The sequence below is a fragment of the Actinokineospora diospyrosa genome (assembly GCF_024171925.1).
GTDB lineage: Bacteria > Actinomycetota > Actinomycetes > Mycobacteriales > Pseudonocardiaceae > Actinokineospora > Actinokineospora diospyrosa.
Map to the genome: position 1 here is coordinate 1 of NZ_JAMTCO010000016.1, position 20547 is coordinate 20547.

A 20547-nucleotide genomic window follows, 5' to 3' on the forward strand; every position below is an offset into this window, starting at 1 on the left:
CCCACCTGCCCAGCGCCTGGACAGTCGGAGTCGCTGGTGCCAAGTGCTCGATGGGGTGGACCTGTTTTGTGTGGGGGGACGGCACCCGTAGCGTTTCCGCGCGGCAGGGCCAGTCTTTTCGGCCCCTGCTTTGCGGTTCTGCCACGGGTGTCGTAGGGGCCCCGCACAAAACAGGTCCACCGCATCGAGCAAAGCTCGAAAATCGCGGATCAGATGCAATGCCGAAGGCGAGCCGTTCACCGGAGCCGAAGGCGGAGGCCCGAATCCCTTGCCCCGCACCCCCAGCAACGGATGACGTCAAGATCAACCTGATCGAAAGCCCCCAAATACACAGCCTACCGCGCAGCACCAACAAACCGGGAGCACCAACTAAAGCCCTGTGGACAACCGCAGACGTTGTGGACAACCAACCACCACAACCACCCCCCAAGATCATCTGCCACAAGAGCCCCCGATATACAGCCTACCGACGCGCACCGACAAAACAGCCGCAGCAAACGGAACCTGTGGACAACCAAGGCCATTGTGGACAACCGCCCGCCCGGAACCGCCAAGCACCCCCACAGGCAACACCCCACAAAGCAACAACCCCCAGAGCAGCGCCCAAGCGCCACCCCAGGGGCCGTCACCCACGTCTAAGAGATGCCGTCACCCACGTCTAAGCCGTGTGGTCCTCCAACATCTCCGTAACCAGCGCCGCGATCGGGGACCGCTCCGACCGCGTCAATGTCACGTGCGCGAACAGCGGGTGCCCCTTCAACTTCTCGATCACCGCTGCCACCCCGTCATGCCGCCCGACCCGCAGGTTGTCCCGCTGCGCGACGTCATGCGTCAGCACTACCCGCGACCCAGCACCGAGCCGTGAGAGCACCGTCAGCAGGACGTTGCGTTCCAGGGACTGCGCCTCGTCGACGATGACGAAGCTGTCGTGCAGGGAGCGGCCGCGGATGTGGGTCAGGGGGAGGACTTCCAGCATCCCCCGGTCGAGCACCTCATCGATGACCGGTTTGCTGACGAGCGCGCCGAGCGTGTCGAACACCGCCTGGGCCCAGGGCAGCATCTTCTCGCTCTCGGTGCCCGGCAGGTAGCCCAGGTCCTGGCCGCCCACCGCGTACATCGGGCGGAACACCACGACCCTGCGGTGCAGGCCGCGTTCCATGACCGCCTCGAGGCCCGCGCACAGTGCGAGTGCCGACTTGCCGGTGCCCGCTCGGCCGCCGAGGGAGACGATGCCGATGTCGGGGTCCAGGAGGAGGTCCAGGGCGATGCGCTGTTCGGCGGAGCGGCCGTGCAGGCCGAAGGCTTCGCGGTCGCCGCGGACGAGGCGGATCTGCTTGTCGGCGGTGACGCGGCCCAGGGCGCTGGAGGTGCCAGCCAATAAACGGAGGCCGGTGTTCGTCGGGAGTTCGGCTGCCGCGGGGATCCCGTAGTCGGCAGGCTCAACTGCGCCTGATTCGAAGAGGGCGTCCACGGCTTCCTGGGGCACATCCAGGTCGGTCATGCCGGTCCAGCCCGATGGGGCTACCTCGCCCGCTCGGTACTCGTCGGCGTCCAGGCCTACCGCGCCCGCCTTGACGCGAAGCGGGATGTCCTTGGTGACCAGGGTGACCTCTAGACCCTCGGCTGCCAGGTTCAGGGCGCAGGCGAGGATCCTGGCGTCGTTGCCGTCCGTGCGGAAGCCGGGGGGCAGCACGGACGGGTCGGAGTGGTTGAGCTCTATGTGCAGGGTGCCGTCACCCATCGCGATGGGTTTGTCGAGCCTGCCGTGCCGTCGCCGCAGGTCGTCGAGGAGGCGGAGCGTCTCCCTGGCGAACCAGCCCAGTTCCGGGTGGTGCCGCTTGCCCTCCAACTCGCTGATGACCACCAGCGGGACGACCACCGAGTGCTCGGCGAACCGGGTCAACGCCCACGGGTCCGACAGCAGCACGGAGGTGTCGAGGACGTAGGTGCGCCTGGCTGGTTCCGCCTCCTGGGAACTCGACTGACTTGAGGAAAGGCCTGTGGATGAACGCGAAGCGGTCACGGCAACTCCCTCGCGAACGCGGCACCCGCGTCCGCTTCCTCGGTGGGCCGGGCAACCGGCCCTGGCTGGGTCTGCGAAGGCCGACGCGCGGTGGCTACCGGCGTCCACCTCGCTCCCCGCGGGAGCCGGGTGCCGGCCCCCTCGCGATCGTCACTCTCACGACCAGGGCCTCCCGGGTCGGACCGCAGTGGACACGGACCGACACTTCGAAAGCTACCTGCGAACTCCGACAATCGGCACGCTGCCACACAGGTGATTTTCTATTTCGTCATCACAGTGACATCCCGGCGCCACGCGACCGCGCAGCGTTATCGGATCCGGCCGCGCTAGCACAACCGGCGACCCGCGGCAGCGGCCGAACGTGTCGGCGCGGCCCCGGTACCGGCGGTTAGGGGTCAGCGGCCCCTAGTGGCCTTGACGCAGCGTATCCGCCCGGCACCGTGATCACCGGACCGGCGGAAAACCCCGACCAAAGCGGGCAAAGCGTGACTAGGACCCGAATCGGCGGTGACGTATTCCGTACGCCCGCAGTGCGCGCAGGAAATCGGTCCGGCGGAAATCCGGCCAGTAGGCCTCGCAGAAGTGGAATTCCGAGTGCGCCGACTGCCAGAGCAGGAAGCCCGACAGTCGCTGCTCGCCGGAAGTCCTGATCACCAGGTCCGGGTCCGGCTGCCCGGAGGTGTACAGGTGCTCGGCGATGTGGTCCACGTCCAGCACCTCGGCGAGCGCCTCGATGCTGGTGCCCGCCTCGGCGTGCTGCTGCAGCAGCTTGCGCACCGCGTCGGCGATCTCCTGCCTGCCCCCGTACCCGACCGCGATGTTGACCTGCACGCCCTCCCGCCCGCCTGCCCGCTCCGCGGCGGCCTTGAGCCGGGCCGCGGTCTCGGCGGGCAGCCGGTCGAGCGCGCCGATGATGCGCAGCCGCCACGGGGCGCCCGGCTCGGCCAGCTCGTCGACCACGTCACCGATGATCTCCAGCAGCGGGCGCAGCTCGGACTCGTCGCGGTTGAGGTTGTCGGTGGACAGCAGCCACAGGGTCACCACCTCGACCCCGGCCTCCTCGCACCAGCCGAGCAGGTCGGCGATGCGCCGGGCGCCCACCCGGTGCCCGTCGTTGACGTCGGTGAACCCCGCCTCGCGGGCCCAGCGCCGGTTCCCGTCGAGCATCACCCCGACGTGGCGGGGGGTGCGCCCACCCGCCTGCTGGACGAGTCGCTTCTCGTAGATGCCATAGACGATGTCGGCCACACGCCTGCGCAGACTCACGGCCAACGAGGGTACGCCGCCCGGGGGCGATCCGGGGGACACTGGGGACGTGCACCGTACCGAGATCGATCCGATATGGCAGGACCTGGCCGTGCTGGAACGCCTGGTCAGGGAGTCGCGCACGATCGCGGTCGTCGGCCTCAGCGCCGACCCCGCCCGACCCAGCCACGGGGTCGCGACCTACCTGCGGACCAGCGGCCTGACCCTCTTCCCGGTGAATCCCGCGCTCGAGCGGTGGGAAGGGCTGCCCGCGTACCGCTCGCTGGCCGACGTGCCCGGCCCGATCGACGTGGTCGACGTCTTCCGCAAGCCCGAGCACGCGGTCGAGATCGCGCGGGAGGCCGTGGCGGTGGGGGCGGGGGCGTTGTGGCTGCAGTTGGGCGTCATCAGCGATGAGGCGGCACGGGTGGCGGCGGCGGGCGGGTTGGACGTGGTGATGGACCGGTGCTTCGCGGTGGAGCACAGGGAGGTCGTTGGCTGGTCTTAGTAGCGCTGAGGGGGGCTACCGGCTGGTTGTGGTGCGGCGCACACAAGCCCGGCGGGAGAACCTACGGTCCCGTAACCTCGGTGGGGTGACGGCAGCGACCCAGACCGCGCCCCGGTCCCTCAAGGACAAGCCCCGCATGCGCGGCGTGATCCACCTGTGGTCGTTCTTCATCTCGTTCGCCACCGGCGGCACGCTCGTGTCGATGGCCGCGACCGTCTCGCCCACCGCGGCCCTGGCGACGGCGGTGTACGGCGCCACCGTGCTTGGTCTCTTCGGGGTGAGCGCGCTCTACCACCGCCGCTGGTGGGTCACTGAGCGCGCCCGCACGATGATGAAGCGGCTCGACCACTCGATGATCTTTCTGTTCATCGCGGGCACTTACACCCCGTTCAGCCTGCTCGCGATGGACCAGCCGACCGGCTACATCGTCCTCGCCGTTGTCTGGGGCGGGGCCATCCTCGGCGTCGGGTTGAAGTTGCTGTGGCCGCACGCGCCCCGCTGGCTCGGCACGCCCATCTACATCGCCTTGGGTTGGGTGGCCATCTTCGTCCTACCGGAACTGCTCGCCCACGCGGGCGTCGCGGCCCTCGTGCTGTTGCTCGCAGGCGGCCTCTTCTACACCGTCGGCGCCGTCTTCTACGCGACGAAGTGGCCGAACCCGTGGCCTAGGACCTTCGCCCACCACGAGTTCTTCCACGCCGCCACCGTCCTCGCCGCCGTTTGCCACTATGTGGCGATCTGGCTCGCGATGTACCCCTAGTCCTCGACCCACTCCAGCAGGTCGCCGGGCTGGCACTCGAGCACTCGGCACATGGCCTCCAGCGTGCTGAACCGCACCGCTTTCGCCCGGCCGTTCTTCAGTACTGCCACGTTCGCGGGTGTGAGACCGACCCGCTCGGCGAACTCGCCGACGCTCATCTTGCGCTTGGCCAACTCGACGTCGATGCGCACCACGATCGGCATCAGATCACCGTGTCCAGGTCGGCCCGCAGTGCCGAGGCTTGGCGCAGCAGGGCGCGCAGCACGACCACCAGCAGTCCGACCACGGTGACGCCGACCGACATCAGGAACAGCAGCAGCGGCAGTCCGGGGTCGTCCGCGTTGAACCCGACGTAGCCGAGCACGCCGAGCAGCACGACCCCGCCCGCGGCGATCGCCCAGACGATCGCGTCCACCCAGACCAGGGACTCCTCGCTGAAGATCCGGTCGGTCTTGACCAGGGTGAGCAGTTTCCAGGTGGACACGATCACCGCCTGCACGCACAGCACCCAGAAGACCGTCACCGCGGTCGCGGGCCAGCGCAGGTAAGCCATCTCCGGGTCCTCGCGCGCCATGTGCGCGAACTGACCCGGCAGCGACATGGTCTGGAACAGCACCAGGACGCCGAAGAGCACCACCAACAGGGCGCGGAGTGGGAGGACCACTCGATGCACGGAAGCCATGCATCGAGTGTCGCCCTCTATCTATCGAAAGTCAATCGGTAGCTATCGTTGGTCGGTGTGATCAGCCGGTCAGCAGGAAGCTGTCGACGAGGCCGGTCGTGCTGCTGATCGGGGTGCCGAGCAGGCAGCCGACGACGCTGCCGAGGTAGCTGGTGCCGGAGGTGACCTTGGTGGCGCTGTCGCCGAGGTGCCTGCCCGCGGTGACCGCCCCGGTGAGGACCACGGTCTGCCCGACGGCGGTGGAGTTGGACCACGTCACGGTCGTGGTGTCGCCGGTCCCGTCGAGCCAGGTGACGACCTCGGTCTCCGGCGGGATCCCGGGCACCACCGGCACGCAGGACAGCGTGGCGCTGTTGGCCACGGTGCTGGTCGCGGTGGGGCCGACCAGGCAGCTGCTGTAGGTGTACGTGGCTGTGGCGGTCACGGTCTGCGGGGTGGTGCTGACCGGAGGGGCGAACACCCGGCTGAAGGTGCCCAGGCACTCCGCGTCCACCACCGCTGTGACCGGCGCGGGCGCCGCGGCGGCCGGTGTCCAGCTCGCGCTCATCAAGGCCGCCACCAGGATCGCGGCGGTGACCAGCACCCGGCGCACTGGTCGGACAGCTCTCGGCTTCGTCATCGGTACCGCCTCATCATCGAGTGGTTGCCTGACGTAGCCGATCTTGCTCTGGCGTGGACCCCGGGACAATGCGCCATCCCGGGGTCCACAACGGCTCAGTCGAGCGCGCGCCGGAGGAAGCCGCGGATGCCCAGCGTGCCGAACACGCCGCAGGCGACGACCATCACCAGGAGGCTGACCCACATCGGCATGTGCGGCACGTGCGGGACCAGTTCGGCGCGCATGCCCTCGCTGACGTAGGTCAGCGGGTTGAGCGCGCACAGCACCTGGAACCAGCGCACGCTCTCCAGCCCCATCCACGGGAACTGGGTGGACCCGGTGAACATCAGCGGCACCAGGATCACCGCGAACAGGATGTTGATCTGCCGCGGCTGCACCGAGGTGCCGATGGTCATCCCGATCGCCGCGCCGACCAGCGAGCCGAGCACCACGATCAGCAGCACCGGCAGCCACGCCGAGGCAGGCCAGCTGACGTTGTCCAGGATGAGGAACCCGATCGGGATCATCACCAGCGCCGCGATCACCCCGCGCAGCGCGCCGAAGAGCATCTTCTCCACCGCGACCCAGGCGATCGGGATCGGCGCGAGCAGCCGGTCCTCGATCTCCCTGGTCCAGGAGAAGTCCATGATCAGCGGCATGGTGGTGTTCTGCAGCGCGCCGAGGAACCCGTTGAGCGCGACGATGCCGGGCAGCAGGATCGCGGCGTAGTCCGGGCCGACGTAGCCGAGGTTGGCCAGCACCTTGCCGAAGATGAACAGGGTGAAGAACGGCTGGATGATCACCTGCGCCAGGAACGGCAGCAGTTCGCGGCCGGTCACGAACACGTCGCGCCACAGCACCGAGCCGAAGGTGCGCAGGGGGGAACTGGCGTGGGTGGTCATCGCAGCTCCCGGCCGGTGAGGTGGATGAAGACGTCTTCGAGGCTGGGCGTGCCGATGGAGAGGTCGGTGACCTCGCAGGCCGTGTCTCCGAGAACGCGCAGCACGGCAGGCAGGACTACCGCGGCCTCGTCTCCGGTGTAGAGGCGGAACTGGCCGGTGGTAGCGGCCGCCGGGGATTCTTTTGCCGCTAGAGCGGCCAAAGCGGCAGGCGGTAGACCGGGAGGCAGCGCTGCCGGCATGGCAGGACCACCGGCGGCAATCCGCTCAACCCGCTCTACGCCCTCGATACCGGCTAGAGCCTTCTCGACCAGTTCTGCTGGAGTGCTCGCCAGATTGACCGTGACGCTCACGGTGGTGCTGCCGGGCAGTCCGCGCGTAAGAGCGGCCGGGGTGTCCAGGGCGAGCAGCTTGCCGTGGTCGACGATCCCGACCCGGTCGCACAGCTTGGCCGCCTCGTCCATGTCGTGGGTGGTGAGGACGACCGTGACCCCCTCGGCGCGCAGGTCCCGCACCCGGTCGTGCACGAACAACCGCGCCTGCGGGTCCAACCCGGTCGACGGCTCGTCCAGGAACATCACCTTCGGCTGGTGCATCAGCGCCCTGGCGATCATCACCCGCTGCGCCTGCCCGCCGGAGACGATATCGATCTTGTCCTTCGCCCGGTCGGCGAGTCCCATCCGCTCCAGGATCTCGTCCGCCCGCGCGTTGCGCTCGGCCCTGGCCACGCCGTGATAAGCCGCGTGGAACAACAGGTTCTGCCGGATGTTGAGCGATCTGTCCAAATTGTTCCGTTGCGGCACCACCGCCAGCAGCTGCCGCGCCCGCCTCGCGTCGCGGACCACATCCACCCCGTGCACCTCGGCGTGCCCGGAAGTGGGCAAGACCCGGGTGGTCAACACCCCCACGGTGGTCGTCTTCCCGGCCCCATTGGGCCCCAGCAGGCCGAACACCTCCCCGGCCTCGACGCTGAATCCCAGGCCGTCGACCGCGGGCTTGGGGTTCTTCTTGTACAGCTTGACAAGGTCCCTGACCTCGACTGCTCTCACCCCGCAACCATATGCCGGACGTCAAACGACATCACGCCGTTCGCTGTTCACCGAACTGCCCGGGCCCGGCCACCAACCCTGCTTAGCGTTCCGCCCACCTCGGTATCGACCGCTGCGGTGGCGACGTGGGGCGGGCGCGCCTGCGCAGAACTGACAGCGGGCGAAGGCATCGAGGCAGTTCACCGGATCGCTTCATCGTCGATCTGGACGAAGCTATCCGCAGGGAGCGACCAGCTTGGAGAAGATCGAGAACCCGGTCGCCGAGGCTGAGGTCCGGTGGCGGTCGGCGGCTGAGGGTGGGCGGCGGAGCGGGAACCCGACCGCGCCGGTGTACATGGCCACGGCTGGGTTTGTGACCGACGAGGACAGCGAGGTCGACCACGGTCGCGTGTTGAGCGTCCTGCTCCAGAAGACCGGCGAGCTCGACGAGCAGCGGTGGACGTACCTGGTGGGATTCCTCGTTCCGGAGTTGGCTCTGCCGCATCTGCGTTCAGGGGGTGTGCTGCAGGTGCTCGAAGGTCCGCGCATCGTCGGCACCGCGCGGATCACAGCGGTGCTGGGGGAACCGAGCGGTGAGTGACGTGGAACTCGTCGAGCGAGTGCTGGGCGAGATCATCGCCGACCGCCGGACCGCCTGGGCGGTGGTCGAGCAGGCCGCGTTGGGTGTCGTGGCGCTGGCTTCTTTCAACCGGTGGGCGATGGACCTCAAGGGGGGCGCGCCGTTCAGGACGTCGGACTACTTCGACTGCCTTGCCGCCGTGGAGGGGCACTACGAGCGGGTAGCGGCGATCTGCGCCGCCTATCTGGTCGATCGGGATGCTGGGCGGTTCGTCGAGGACATGGCGCGGCCGATCCGCAGCATGTGGTGCTTCGTGTCCACCGGCTCCCCGTGCCCCATCGACGACGACAGCCCGCCGTGGCGACTGCCGCCGGTGGACGGGCCGGACATGGGGCCGAAGCGGAAGGCGGGGATCTTCCGCGCGGACGCCGAGGTGCGGTGGACGCCGGAGTCGACGTTGCGACTGCTTCCACCCGACGGGGTCCCGACGCGCCACCACGCCACGGTGGTGCCCGCTCCGCACGGCGATGACGCACCCGCTTCGGCGACTCGGCTCACCGTCTTCTTCCGCAAAGTCGACGAACTCGAGGACGGCGCGTGGATGTGCCGGGCGAACTTCGTGGAATCCGACCTGGCGCGACCACACCTGCACGTGGGTGCCACGCTGCTCGTGCTGGTAGGACAGCGAATCACGGGCACGGTGCGGATCACCGCACTGCACGGGGAGTTCTAGGCGCTACCACCCCGATGGCAGGGGGCGTCCTTCGGCGAAGCCAGCTGCTGATTGGATGCCGACTACTGCTCGGGCGTGGAACTCTTCCAAGTTCGCGGCGCCCGCGTAAGTGCACGCGGATCGGACCCCAGAGCAAATCGTGTCCAGCAAGTCCTCCACGCCGGGTGCCTTGGGGTCTAGTCGCATGCGTGATGACGAGATGCCTTCTTCGAACAGCGCCTTACGAGCCCTGTCGAAGCCGTTGTCGGCGCGGGTTCTCGCTGAGACCGCGCGCTTGGACGCCATGCCGAAGGATTCCTTATAGGGGCGGCCCTGCTCGTCACGCAGGAGATCGCCGGGGGACTCGTAGGTGCCTGCGAACCACGAACCGACCATCACCGATGACGCGCCAGCCGCCAGGGCCAAAGCCACGTCGCGCGGGTGGCGGACGCCGCCGTCGGCCCAGATGTGTTTGCCGAGGGAGCGGGCTTCGGCGGCGCATTCCAGGACGGCGGAGAACTGGGGGCGGCCGACGCCGGTCATCATCCGGGTGGTGCACATGGCGCCGGGGCCGACGCCGACCTTGATCACGTCGGCGCCCGCGTCGACCAGGTCGCGGACGCCCTCGGCGGTGACCACGTTGCCCGCGACGACGGGGACGGTCGGCGCCAGGTCGCGCACGCACTTCAACGCCGCCAACATCTTCTCCTGGTGGCCGTGCGCGGTGTCCACCACGAGGGTGTCCACACCGGACTCCAGCAGTGCCGCCGCCTTGGCCGCGACGTCGCCGTTCACCCCCACCGCGGCGGCGACTCGCAACCGGCCGGACGCGTCGGTCGCGGGTGTGTAGATGTCCGCGCGCAACGCCCCGACGGCGGTGAGCACGCCCGCGAGCCGCCCACCCGCGTCCACGGCGAGCGCGACCTTGCCCGCGTGCAGCGCCTCGAACACCTCGCGCGGCGCGGCGCCCACCGGGAGCGTCACGATCTCCCGGTCCGCCACCTCGCCCACCCGCGTGAACCGGTCGACCCCCAGGCACGCCGCTTCGTCCACCACGCCGACCGGGCGGCCGTCCGCGTCGACCACGACGACCGCGCCGTGCGCCCGCTTGGGCAGCAGGTTCAGCGCGTCGGCCACCGAGTCGCCCGGGGTCAGCACCAGCGGCGTGTCCCACACGGTGTCGCGCGACTTCACCCAGGCCACGATGTCGCCGACCGCGGCGGGGTCGACGTCCTGGGGCAGCACGACCAGGCCACCGCGGCGGGCGACGGTCTCGGCCATCCGGCGGCCCGCGACCGCGGTCATGTTGGCGACCACGATCGGGATGCTCGCCCCGGTGCCGTCGTGGGTGGCCAGGTCGACGTCGAAGCGGCTGGTGATCGCGGAGCGGCCGGGCACCAGGAAGACGTCGTCGTAGGTCAGGTCGTGGGCGGGCTCGCCAGCGAGGAAGCGCACCACCTCACGGTACGGGGTCCACCACCGGGTTCGCCGGGTTCTGCGGCCACTCCAGCGCTATTCCGGCTATGCCGCGGTCCACCCCGGAGTAGTATGCACTAACGATGTACCCCCGATCGCAGTACAGGTCCTGCGAGATGGAGGGCGGGCGTAAGTCGTTGGTCCGGACTTCCTGAACGCACCGGGCAGGCAAGTCAGCGGGCGGTAGCTCCAACTGGAGCAGGAAAGGCCCACCGGGCTCGCGGAAGATCCGGAAGTACCCGGGGCATTCCAGCCCGGAGCTGTCGTCGACGGCGTAGCTGAGGACGACCGTGTCGCCCTCGGCGAGCCTGCGGTCGAACATCAGCTCGAACGCCACGCAGATCTCCCGGCGGCGCACCCGGCCCAACCGGCACCCGTCGCCCGCGGTGACCCGGACCCGCTCGATGTCGCAGCCCGGTTCACCGTGGTAGACCGCCACGTACCGGTCGATGCCCGGCTCGCGCGCGACGCTGACCAGCCGGGTCTGGATGCGCCCCTGGGTCCGGTCGGCGGCGATGGTGACCCGCTCGTGGGTCATCTGCAGCTCCAGGCCCGCGTTGCAGCGCTCCGGGTCGACGCCGAGCTGGGCGAGCAGCTCCCGGGTGGTCGGACCGGCGACCACCAGCTCCGCGAAGGACGCCGAGGGCTTGCGGGCCCGGCTGCCGCGCTGGCGGGGACCGATCAGGACCACCAGCGAGTCGGTCGGCAGCCCGAGCACGGTCTCCAGTCCGCGCACGGCGGTGAGCGCGTGTGGCATGTCCGGGTGACGCAAGCCGCGTTGCCAGTAGCTGAGAGTGGACTCGGCGACCGATACCTCGATGCGCGAGAGATGCGCCCGCAACCGCGCCAGTGACAGGCCTCTGTGCTCGATGGCCGTGCGCAGCGCCACGTGGAACGGACCACGGCGGAGCGCGTCGGCTAAGGCGTCTGCGGTCACTGCTGCTCCCGACTGGGCATTCCCGAACGGGTGAACGACGGTGAATGTTCACAGTAGCCACGCGGTACCGATGGGTAAAGGTGCGCCGTCCGGCTGGAACGCTCCGGGCCCCCTTGTCCGGCCCTTGTCGGCCGAAACGCGGTGATCGCACGCTTCCGGGCACTCCACCCTGCGTTTTCAGGAGGCATCATGTCCCGGCAAGCGACCCGCTCGGCGCTGGCGGCCACCCTCGTGGCCGTCATCGCCTGGCTGGTCAGCGCACCCGCGTCGGCCCAGGCGGCCGCCGCGTTCACCATGCAGGCCCAGCAGCAGAGCAACTGGTGCTGGGCGGCATCGGGCACGTCGATCGCCGCGTCCCACGGCGTCAACGTGTCGCAGAACAACTTCTGCGCGCTGGCCAAGAACCGCAACACCAACCTCACCTGCCCCAACGACCAGGCCGACCTCGCCCAGGTCCGCAACGGGTTCTCCCGCCTGGGCTTCAGCAACCCGGGTTCCTACATCTACAACACGATCAGCTACTCGGCGGTGCAGTCCCAGCTCAACGCCAGCCAGCCGGTCGAGACCCGCATCCTCTGGAAGTCCGGCGGCGGGCACATGCACGTGCTCTACGGCTACGACTCGGCCAAGAGCTGGGTCTACTGGGGCGACCCGTGGCCGGACAACTACCGCTACAACTGGGCGACCTACAGCTACTACGTCAACAACTCCAGCTTCTCGTGGACCCACACGCTGACCGGGATCAGGCGGTGAACGGCATGCGCAAGATCCTCACAACGCTGACCCTGGCCGCGATGGGCGTGCTCGGCCTCGCGGGCTACGCGGGCGCCGACCCGACCCCGGTCGACGGCGCGGTCTCGGCGGCCGACGCGGCCAAGGCCCAAGCCGCGGCGTCCACACCGGACGTCGCCGCGACGGTCGGCAAGTTCCTCGGCGCGGCGGGCTTCGCCGCGGCGGGTCAGGCCCAGGTCGGCGGCACCTCGGTGTCGGTGTACGAGCTGAGCCCGGACTTCGTCGCAGGCCGCTCGAGCAAGGTCGGCCGCCTGGCGTACGTGGCCGTCCCGGCCACCGCGCCCGGCGGTGCGAGCGCCTCGGTGTGGACGGTCCGCGACGCCTCCGGCGCGTGGTCGGTCGCCAACATCGCGGCGGGCGACCTGGAGTTCCGCAACGCGGGCAAGCTGAGCCCGGGCGCGGTGCTGCTGCGGGAGCCGCAGACGAACAGCTGGTACGCGGTCACCGGGAGCGCGATCCGCTCCCTGTCGACCGGCAAGACCCAGTCGCTGGCCCAGTACCAGCGCGAGGTCGCGTCCCGCTACGCCGACAAGCTGCCCGGCTCCGCCTACGACCGCTCCGGTCAAGCGGGTGGCTATTCCTCCCCGAGCACGGGCTTGGTCAGCCCCACCGGTACCGGAACGCCCGGTAGCGCGACCACGCCCTGGGCGGTCCTCGGGATCCTGGCCCTAGCCGTCGCCGCGGTGGTCCTTACGACCGCCGCCCCTGCACTGCGGCGACACTAGGCCGATAGATGGCGGTGGTCCGGGCTTGAGGAGGTCTCGGACCACCGCCATCTCTTATTGCTCGGCGGGCCTATAGACGAGCGAGACCGTTGTCATGGCGAGTCGACGGCATAAGGGCTCGATGAGGTCCGGGTTCTGGTCGGCGAAGCCGGGTCGGATCTCTTCGAACGGCATGGCGTCCGGCTATAGGCACGGGCGATGGCCGCTAGGCCAGCAATCCGCGCACCGTATCGATCGTGTCCGCTTCGGCGGCGGTCTTGTCCGGGCGGTAGCGCACTACCCGGGCGAACCGCAGAGCCACCCCGCCCGGGTAGCGGGTGCTCACCTGCACCCCATCGATCGCGATCTCCACCACCAACTCCGGTCGCATGTAGACAGTCCAGTCATCCCCGCCGGACCGGTACCGGGGGAACTCCTCCGTCTGCCAGCGCAGCAGCTCGTCGGTCAGTCCCTTGAACGTCTTCCCGACCATCACCGGTGGGCCGCCGTCCGGATCTCGTGCTCCCAGGTGCAGGTTCGACAGGGACCCGGTTCGGCGGCCGTGTCCCCATTCCGCGCCCAGTACGACCAGGTCCAGCGTGTGTACCGGCTTGACCTTCTGCCATGCCTTGCCCCGTCGTCCGGCGGCGTATACCGAGGTGAGGTCCTTCACCATCACGCCCTCGTGGCCCTCGGCCAGGGCACGCGCCGCCAACTCCTCCGCGTCCTCAACGGACGGATCCACCAGGCCGGGGATCACGTGCTCGCCCACGGCCCGACGCAGGGCGGCGGCGCGATCACGCAGTGGTAGGTCGATCAGGTCTTTCCCGTCCAAGTGCAGGCAGTCGAAGAAGTACGGCCGCAGCAGCAGTGCCTTCACCTGCTCCTCGACAGTGCTACCGAACCGGCTCATCGTCTCTTGGAACGGTCTTGGCCTGCCGTCGTCCGATAGCGCAAGAGTCTCGCCATCCAGGACGACGGTGGAGCACGGCAGCGCACGCACGAGCGAGACCAGTTCGGGGACGCTGTCGGTGATCTCGCGGAGGGTGCGGGTGTAGATGGTCACCCGGTCAGGTGTCTTGTGGACCTGGATGCGGGCGCCGTCCAGCTTGTACTCGATGGCGCACGGGGTGAGCTGGGTCAGCGCGTCGGCGAGGGAGGAGCCGGGGGCGGCGAGCATCGGGCGGACCGGGCGGTGCAGTTGCAGGCCGATGGCCGACAGGTCGCCGCCGGTCAGGGCGATCGCGGCGGTGGCGGGGAGGCGGCCGGAGAGCATGAACGCGCGGCGGACGGCCGGGACGGGGGCCTCGGCGGCCTTGGCCACGGCGTCCAGCATGACGCCTTCGAGCGCGCCCTGGCGGAGTTCGCCGGTGAGCAGGGCGATGAGGAAGCGCTGCTCAGCGGTGGTGGCCGCGCCGAACAAGTCGTCCAGGAGCGCGCGGCGGGTCGCGGTCGAGCCCTTGCCGGAGGTCTCGGCGAGGGCGGTGAGCGCCTGGTCGACCGCGCCGACCGTGAGCGACGGCGCCGCGGCCGGTGGGCGGTCCAGCGCGACCAGCGTCCGCCAGCCAGCGCCCACCCGGCCCTGGACGGGGGAGCCGGTGAGGAAGCCGACCAGCGGGGCGATCTCGTCGGGCGCCGCGCGGCGCAGCAGCGCGGCGAGGGTGTCGACTTTGGCCAGCCGCGAGCGCGTGCCGCCGACCTCGGCGGAGGCGGTCACCACGTCGGTCATCGTCAGCATGTCGCCATGGTGCCCGTGCCCACTGACAACCGCAGCCGAAAGAAGATCGCGATTCAACTGAACCCCAGTCCGGCCCGCGCGTCTACCTGGATGAGCCCCTCGTACCCATGCGGAGCCCTCCTTGATGCGTCTTGCCCTCGCCGCGGTCCTGACCACGACCGCTGTGGTGCTCGTCGGCTGTGCCGAACGCACGCCGCCCACCGCCGAACCCAGGAGCCGGGTGGCGATCCCGGTGCCGCCCCCCGTCCAGCAGGCCACCGAGGCGCAACCGGTTCGTGGTCCACAGTGGATGGTCAGGGCGCGCTGATCGAGGCGATCTCCGCGACGGCCGCCCGCAGCCGGTCCACCGACAGCGCCGCGTAGCCGACGACCAGGCCGGGGAACGGGCTGGTCGAGAGCGCGTACCCGGACAGCGCAGGCGCGTTGATCCCGCGCCGCGCCAGCTCGGTCTGCAGCGCCTTGTCGTCAGTGCCCTCCGGTAGGCGCAACACCAGGTGTAGTCCGGCGGCGACGCCATGTGGCTGCCAGCCGGGCAACTCGCTCGCGACCGAGGAGAGCAGGGCGTCACGCCGTCGGCGGTAGAGCTGACGGCTGCGGCGGAGGTGCCGGTCGTAACCACCCGAGCGCAGCAGGTGTGCCAAGGCGGCCTGGGGCATGGGGGAGCAGCCCAAGTCCGAGAGGCGTTTGTGGTCGACCACCCTGTCCCGCAATGCGGCGGGCACGACCATCCATCCCAATCGGATCGCGGGCGCTAGGACCTTGCTGACGCTACCGAGATAGACGACCCTGTCGCGGTCGAGCACCTGGGTAGTCCCAACTGCTGGACGGTCGTACCGGTGCTCGGCGTCGTAGTCGTCCTCTAGTACGTACCCGTCTCGCTCGCGTGCCCAGCTCACCAACGCCCGGCGGCGCTGAGGGCTGAGGACGACCCCCAAAGGGAACTGGTGGGCTGAGGTGACCAGCACCGCGCGGCACCCCGTGCGCGGCAACAGATCTACCCGCATGCCGTCCTCGTCGACCGGAATCGGCACGGGACGCAGCCCGTGCGCAGTAAGTGCCTCGACGGACCCCGGGTGCGTGGGGTCCTCAACCGCGATAGTCCTATGTCCCTCCGCGCGGAGTACCTGCGCCATTAGCGACTGGCTTTCCGCGACTCCGTGGGTGACGACAACGTCGGCAGCTTCCACTGCCCGCACCCTCCCGAGGTAGGCGGCCAGTTCCGTGCGCAGCGCCGGTAGCCCTGCCGGGTTCGGGTAGCCGAGATCGTCGTCGGTCAGCGTCGCCAAGCCAGCGCGCGTCGCCGCCTGCCACTCCGCCCGGGGGAATGCCGAAAGCGCAGGCACGCCCGGCCGCAAGTCATAGCGCCACCGGGGCGCGGTCTTAACCGGCGGCGGTGACACCGTCTCCGAACTGACCGGGGTAGCGGCAACAGTCGTGCCTGACCCGTGCTTCGCGCGCAGGTACCCCTCGGCCACCAGTTGCGCGTAGACAGCGCTGACCGTGCCTCGGGACAACCCGAGTTGGACCGCGAGATCTCGGGTCGACGGCAACCGCGTCCCCTGCGTCAGCCTGCCGTCGCGGATCGCCGCCCGCACCGCCGCTTCGAGCGCCCGACCACGTTGTCCGCGCCCGACCTCGGCCATGCCGGGGACCAGGAGTTCGCGGAAGGAGGACATGCCGCCAGCCTACGGGCCGGGCCGACCTGGGCCGACCCCGCTAAGTGGACCAGTCCACACCTGGTGAAGTGGAGCTGTTCTCAGGTCCACTTCCCGGCGACCCTGGGTGCGTGCCCACCTCCCGCCACCGGCTCGCCATCGGCGCCGGTCTGCTGACCTCCGCCATGATCGGCGGCTCCGTCCCGCTCTCGGGGATGCTCGTCGACTTCCCGCTGCTCACCGGCCAGGCCATGCGCTACGGCGTCGGCGCCCTGCTGCTCGCGGCCTGGGCGCTCGCCCGCCGCGTCCCGATCGCCGCCCCCAAGCCGAGGGACTTCCCGGCGCTGATCGCCATCGTCGTGGTCGGCATGCTCGGCTTCAACGCGGTCATGATCGCCGCCCAGCGCCACGCCGAACCCGGGCTCGTCGCCGCGGTCCTCGGCGGTAGTCCACTCGTACTGGCCACCATCGGACCGCTCATGGCCAAGCGCAGGCCCGCGGCCCGGACCTTGCTCGGAGCCGCCGTGGTCGTCGCGGGCGTGGTCGTCCTCTCCGGCGGCGGTAGCTGGGCAGGCCCAGGCCTCCTGCTGGCCGTGCTGACCATGGTGTGCGAAGCCTGCTTCACCCTCTTCGCCGTAGGAGTGATCGGCAGGCTAGGCGGTCTATCGGTCGCTTTGTGGTGTCACGTCATCGCCACAGTTGGCGGTGCCTGCCTCGCGTTCGTCTTCGAGACTTGGCGCACCCCGACCAATCGCGAGTGGACAGCGCTATCTGTCGTCGCTGTGCTCACCGTGGTCGCCTTCGTCATCTGGTACCAGGCCGTGTCAGTCCTGGGTGCCGACCGCGCCGGGGTGCTTATCGGGGTGATGCCCGCGGCAGGGCTGTTCGTGTCTATCGCGGTCGGCTCCCAGGACCTGACGCTCGCCGGTCTCGCAGGCGTCGCCGTGGTCGGGTTGGGCTGCGTGATCGGGCTGCTCAGCCGTTCCCCTTGGCCATCCGCAGCACGTCGAGCGCCTCGTCCAACTGCTGCTCGGTCAGCTTCCCCGCCGCCACGTGACCCCGTTCCATGACCACGTCGCGGATCGTCTTGCGCTCCTTAAGCGACTGCTTGGCGATAGAGGCCGCTTCTTCGTAGCCGAGGTAAGAGTTCAGCGGCGTCACGATCGATGGAGAGCTCTCCGCGTACTCACGCAGCCGCGCCACGTCCGGCTCCACCCCGGCGATGACCTTCTCCGCCAGCAGCCGGGCCACGGCGGCCAGCAGCCGGGCCGACTCCAGGACGTTGCGGGCGATCACCGGCAGCATCACGTTGAGCTGGAAGTTGCCCTGGCTGCCCGCGAACGCCACCGCCGCGTCGTTGCCGATGACCTGGGCGACGACCATCATCGTCGCCTCCGGGATCACCGGGTTCACCTTGCCCGGCATGATCGACGACCCCGGCTGCAGGTCCGGCAGCGCCAACTCGGCCAACCCGGTGCGCGGCCCCGACCCCAGCCAGCGCAGGTCGTTGGCGATCTTGAACAGCGACACCGCGACCGTGCGCAACTGCCCGGACGCCTCCACCACCGAGTCCTGCGTCGCCTGCGCCTCGAAGTGGTCGCGCGCCTCGGTCACCGGCAACCCCGTCGCCGCGGCCAACTCGGCCGACACCGCCGCGCCGAACCCGGGCGGCGCGTTCAACCCGCTGCCCACCGCGGTCCCGCCGATCGGCAGCTCACCCAGCCGGGGCAGCACCGACCGCAGCCGCTCGACCCCGTAGCGGACCTGCGCCGCCCACGCCCCGGCCTCCTGGCCCAGCGTGATCGGCACCGCGTCCATCAGGTGCGTGCGGCCGGACTTGACCACCTCGCCCCACTGCGCCGCGCGCCCCTCGATTGCCCCGGCCAGCTGCTCCAACGCCGGGATCACGTCGGTCACCACGGCCTCGGTCGCGGCCAGCCGCAGCGTCGTGGGGAAGGTGTCGTTCGAGGACTGCGAGGCGTTGACGTGGTCGTTGGGGTGCACGTCGCGCCCGAGCGCCCGGCTCGCCAGCGTCGCGATGACCTCGTTGGCGTTCATGTTCGACGAGGTGCCCGACCCGGTCTGGAACACATCGATCGGGAAGTGCTCGTCGTGCGCGCCGTCGGCCACCTCGGTCGCCGCCGCCGCGATCGCCGCCGCCACCTCGGCGGGCAGCACGCCCAGCGACCCGTTGACCCTGGCCGTGGCGGCCTTGAGCAGGCCGAGCGCGCGGATCTGGGCCCGCTCCAGGCCGCGCCCGGAGATCGGGAAGTTGTCCACCGCCCGCTGCGTCTGGGCCCGCCACAGCGCCTGCGCCGGGACCTGGACCTCGCCCATCGTGTCGTGCTCGGTGCGGAACTCAGCCATACCGCCAGTCTCGCCCCGTTCCCGCGCCGGGGCATGGTCAGCTTGCCCACAGCGGAACCCGCCACGGGCGCGGTCGCGGCAATAGGGTGGAACCGGACGCCCACCACACGGAAGGGCAGGACCCCGATGACCGCTCCCACCACCGAAGTCGACCTCCTCATCGTCGGCGCGGGCCCCACCGGTCTGTTCGCCGCTTACTACGCCGGGTTCCGAGATCTGCGCACCGCCGTGGTCGACTCGCTGCCCGAACCGGGCGGCCAGATCACCGCGATGTACCCGGAGAAGCAGATCTTCGACGTCGCAGGCTTCCCCTCGGTCCGCGGCCGCGACCTCGTCACCGCCCTGGTCGAGCAGGCCGACCAGTGGAAACCGACCTACCTGCTCGGCCGCCGGGCGCTCACCGTGTCCGAAGTGGACGGCAGGTTCACCGTGGAGCTCGACGGCGGCGCCGTCGTCGACGCGGGCGCGGTGCTGATCACCGCGGGCATCGGCGAGTTCACCCCGCGGCCGCTGCCCGCGGGCTCCGGCTGGCTCGGCCGGGGCATGGTGCACTTCGTGCCGTCCCTGGAGGTGCACCGCGACCAGCACGTGGTGATCGTCGGCGGCGGCGACTCCGCGTTCGACTGGGCACTGGCCCTGCACCCGATCGCCACCTCGGTCACCCTGGTGCACCGCCGCGCCAAGTTCCGCGCCATGCCCGCCACCGTCCGGCAGGTCGAGGCCCTCGGCGTCCGCATCATCACCGACGCCCAGGTCACCGAACTGCGCGGCGATGACGACGGCCTGCACGAGGTAGAGCTAACAGTGGGCGGCGAGTCGGTAGTGCTACCGGCGCAAGCTGTGGTCGCCGCGCTCGGTTTCACGGCAGACCTAGGGCCCATTGATTCGTGGGGGCTGGAAATCGACCACCGCTCAATCAAGGTCGACACCACCATGCGCACCGCCCGCGAGCTGATCTACGCCGCCGGTGACGTCGCCGCTTACCCGGGCAAAGTCAAGCTGATCGCGACCGGCTTCGGGGAAGCGGCAACAGCCGTGAACAACATCGCTGTCGCGCTCGACCCGGAAGCGCACCTGTTTCCCGGCCACTCCAGCAACGCCGAATAGCGCCTATAGACGCAAGAAGGGCGACGGAGATGAGTCTCCGTCGCCCTTCCGCTGTGAGAACTGAGCTGTAAGAACTAGGCGACAACCTGAACGATGTCACCGACGGACAGGCCGTTGTAGTAAGCCTTCGCCGCCGACGCCGACAGGTGGATGCAGCCGTGGCTCTGGACCTTCAGGCTGCCCTGGTGGAAGGCGATGCCACCGTTGAAGAACACCGAGAAGGGCATCGGGGCGTTGTCGAACTCCCGGCTCTTGTGGTCGATGTCCTTCCAGCCCACCTTGAACGTGCCCACCGGCGTCCGGTAGCCCGGCCTGCCGTGGGTGATCGGAACCGGCCCCAGCACGACCTTGCCGTCCTTGAGCAACCACGACTGGTTCGCCGACAGGTCGATGCACGCCGAGGCCGTCGCCGCGCACGGCACACCCGCGACGGGCGGCGGCACGGGCTTGGTGGTCGTCGGCTTGGGCTTCGGCTTGGTCGTCGTCGTGGTCGGCTTCTTCACCGTGGTCGTCGTAGGCGCGACCGTGGTGGTCGGCGCGACGGTTGTGGTGGTCGTTGTCGGAGCCGGGGTGGTCGTCGTTGTCGTCGGGGGGACCGTTGTCGTCGTGGCCTGCGGCGTCGCGGGCTGCACCTGCGCGGCCGGGGCTGCGTCACCGGTGCCGCACGCCGTTGCCAGCAGCGCGGCCGCGGCGACCACCGCTGCCGCTATCAGCCGGTTGACCTTCATATCGTGCT

22 protein-coding genes are annotated in these 20547 nt (G+C 69.7%); 9 read left to right on the forward strand and 13 right to left on the reverse strand.

The features are described from left to right. Positions 1-658: 658 nt before the first annotated feature. On the reverse strand, positions 659-2023 hold the full coding sequence (phoH2, locus tag LV75_RS28670; RefSeq protein WP_253890448.1) for an RNA 5'-3' helicase PhoH2: 1365 nt from the start codon (positions 2021-2023) through the stop codon (positions 659-661). Positions 2024-2512: 489 nt separating this feature from the next. After that, positions 2513-3289, reverse strand: a complete 777-nt coding sequence (locus LV75_RS28675) for an isoprenyl transferase (RefSeq protein ID WP_253890450.1) — start codon at positions 3287-3289, stop codon at positions 2513-2515. Positions 3290-3338: 49 nt separating this feature from the next. On the opposite strand from LV75_RS28675, the gene LV75_RS28680 reads away from it, so the two are divergent. Together LV75_RS28680 and trhA are read left to right on the forward strand one after the other, a co-directional pair. After that, on the forward strand, positions 3339-3776 hold the full coding sequence (locus LV75_RS28680) for a CoA-binding protein (RefSeq protein WP_253890452.1): 438 nt from the start codon (positions 3339-3341) through the stop codon (positions 3774-3776). Between the two features lie 136 nt (positions 3777-3912). Further along, positions 3913-4536 carry a PAQR family membrane homeostasis protein TrhA gene (gene trhA, locus LV75_RS28685; protein WP_253890667.1) on the forward strand — a complete coding sequence of 208 codons (624 nt, stop codon included), beginning with the start codon at positions 3913-3915 and terminating at the stop codon, positions 4534-4536. On the opposite strand, the gene LV75_RS28690 is transcribed toward trhA, so the two are convergent. From LV75_RS28690 to LV75_RS28710, 5 genes are all read right to left on the reverse strand, one after another. Further along, positions 4533-4739 (reverse strand): helix-turn-helix domain-containing protein, encoded by a 207-nt coding sequence (locus LV75_RS28690; RefSeq protein ID WP_253831304.1) that lies wholly within the window; start codon positions 4737-4739, stop codon positions 4533-4535. The genes trhA and LV75_RS28690 overlap by 4 nt on opposite strands. Then, a complete protein-coding gene (locus LV75_RS28695) occupies positions 4739-5218 on the reverse strand; it encodes a DUF2975 domain-containing protein (protein WP_253890454.1) in 480 nt (159 codons plus the stop codon). The genes LV75_RS28690 and LV75_RS28695 overlap by 1 nt, the downstream gene beginning before the upstream one ends. Positions 5219-5279: 61 nt before the next feature. Beyond that, on the reverse strand, positions 5280-5837 hold the full coding sequence (locus LV75_RS28700) for a hypothetical protein (protein WP_253890455.1): 558 nt from the start codon (positions 5835-5837) through the stop codon (positions 5280-5282). A gap of 95 nt (positions 5838-5932) precedes the next feature. Next, complete coding sequence (locus tag LV75_RS28705; RefSeq protein ID WP_253890457.1) at positions 5933-6718, reverse strand: ABC transporter permease; 786 nt, start codon at positions 6716-6718, stop codon at positions 5933-5935. Continuing rightward, complete coding sequence (locus LV75_RS28710; protein WP_253890458.1) at positions 6715-7764, reverse strand: ABC transporter ATP-binding protein; 1050 nt, start codon at positions 7762-7764, stop codon at positions 6715-6717. The genes LV75_RS28705 and LV75_RS28710 overlap by 4 nt, the downstream gene beginning before the upstream one ends. 235 nt (positions 7765-7999) lie before the next feature. Here LV75_RS28710 and LV75_RS28715 point away from each other — a divergent pair, with 235 nt between their 5' ends. Together LV75_RS28715 and LV75_RS28720 are read left to right on the forward strand one after the other, a co-directional pair. After that, positions 8000-8344, forward strand: a complete 345-nt coding sequence (locus LV75_RS28715; protein ID WP_253890460.1) for a hypothetical protein — start codon at positions 8000-8002, stop codon at positions 8342-8344. Beyond that, positions 8337-9056 (forward strand): hypothetical protein, encoded by a 720-nt coding sequence (locus LV75_RS28720; RefSeq protein WP_253890461.1) that lies wholly within the window; start codon positions 8337-8339, stop codon positions 9054-9056. The genes LV75_RS28715 and LV75_RS28720 overlap by 8 nt, the downstream gene beginning before the upstream one ends. Positions 9057-9059: 3 nt before the next feature. On the opposite strand, the gene LV75_RS28725 is transcribed toward LV75_RS28720, so the two are convergent. Continuing rightward, on the reverse strand, positions 9060-10490 hold the full coding sequence (locus LV75_RS28725; RefSeq protein WP_253890463.1) for a GuaB1 family IMP dehydrogenase-related protein: 1431 nt from the start codon (positions 10488-10490) through the stop codon (positions 9060-9062). Between the two features lie 4 nt (positions 10491-10494). Continuing rightward, on the reverse strand, positions 10495-11448 hold the full coding sequence (locus LV75_RS28730; protein WP_253890465.1) for a hypothetical protein: 954 nt from the start codon (positions 11446-11448) through the stop codon (positions 10495-10497). 189 nt (positions 11449-11637) lie between these two features. Between LV75_RS28730 and LV75_RS28735 the strand changes: the two genes are divergently transcribed. Together LV75_RS28735 and LV75_RS28740 are read left to right on the forward strand one after the other, a co-directional pair. Further along, the gene (locus LV75_RS28735) at positions 11638-12201 is read left to right on the forward strand and encodes a papain-like cysteine protease family protein (RefSeq protein ID WP_253890467.1); all 564 of its coding nucleotides are present in this window, start codon (positions 11638-11640) and stop codon (positions 12199-12201) included. 5 nt (positions 12202-12206) lie between these two features. Further along, the gene (locus tag LV75_RS28740) at positions 12207-12965 is read left to right on the forward strand and encodes a hypothetical protein (RefSeq protein WP_253890469.1); all 759 of its coding nucleotides are present in this window, start codon (positions 12207-12209) and stop codon (positions 12963-12965) included. A gap of 205 nt (positions 12966-13170) precedes the next feature. On the opposite strand, the gene LV75_RS28745 is transcribed toward LV75_RS28740, so the two are convergent. Then, positions 13171-14679: an ATP-dependent DNA ligase gene (locus LV75_RS28745; RefSeq protein ID WP_253890668.1), complete on the reverse strand. Its 1509-nt coding sequence runs from the start codon at positions 14677-14679 to the stop codon at positions 13171-13173. A gap of 127 nt (positions 14680-14806) precedes the next feature. Here LV75_RS28745 and LV75_RS28750 point away from each other — a divergent pair, with 127 nt between their 5' ends. Further along, positions 14807-14989 (forward strand): hypothetical protein, encoded by a 183-nt coding sequence (locus LV75_RS28750; RefSeq protein WP_253890471.1) that lies wholly within the window; start codon positions 14807-14809, stop codon positions 14987-14989. On the opposite strand, the gene pdxR is transcribed toward LV75_RS28750, so the two are convergent. Next, positions 14976-16358: a MocR-like pyridoxine biosynthesis transcription factor PdxR gene (pdxR, locus tag LV75_RS28755; protein WP_253890472.1), complete on the reverse strand. Its 1383-nt coding sequence runs from the start codon at positions 16356-16358 to the stop codon at positions 14976-14978. The genes LV75_RS28750 and pdxR overlap by 14 nt on opposite strands. Before the next feature lie 110 nt (positions 16359-16468). Here pdxR and LV75_RS28760 point away from each other — a divergent pair, with 110 nt between their 5' ends. Next, on the forward strand, positions 16469-17407 hold the full coding sequence (locus tag LV75_RS28760; protein WP_253890474.1) for a DMT family transporter: 939 nt from the start codon (positions 16469-16471) through the stop codon (positions 17405-17407). Here LV75_RS28760 and LV75_RS28765 read toward each other — a convergent pair. Beyond that, entirely contained in the window at positions 17313-18704 is a 1392-nt protein-coding gene (locus LV75_RS28765) for a class II fumarate hydratase (RefSeq protein WP_253890476.1), read from the reverse strand. The genes LV75_RS28760 and LV75_RS28765 overlap by 95 nt on opposite strands. Before the next feature lie 126 nt (positions 18705-18830). On the opposite strand from LV75_RS28765, the gene LV75_RS28770 reads away from it, so the two are divergent. Then, entirely contained in the window at positions 18831-19811 is a 981-nt protein-coding gene (locus LV75_RS28770; protein ID WP_253890478.1) for an NAD(P)/FAD-dependent oxidoreductase, read from the forward strand. A 74-nt stretch (positions 19812-19885) separates the two neighbouring features. On the opposite strand, the gene LV75_RS28775 is transcribed toward LV75_RS28770, so the two are convergent. Then, positions 19886-20539 carry a L,D-transpeptidase gene (locus LV75_RS28775; protein WP_253890480.1) on the reverse strand — a complete coding sequence of 218 codons (654 nt, stop codon included), beginning with the start codon at positions 20537-20539 and terminating at the stop codon, positions 19886-19888. Positions 20540-20547 lie beyond the last annotated feature (8 nt).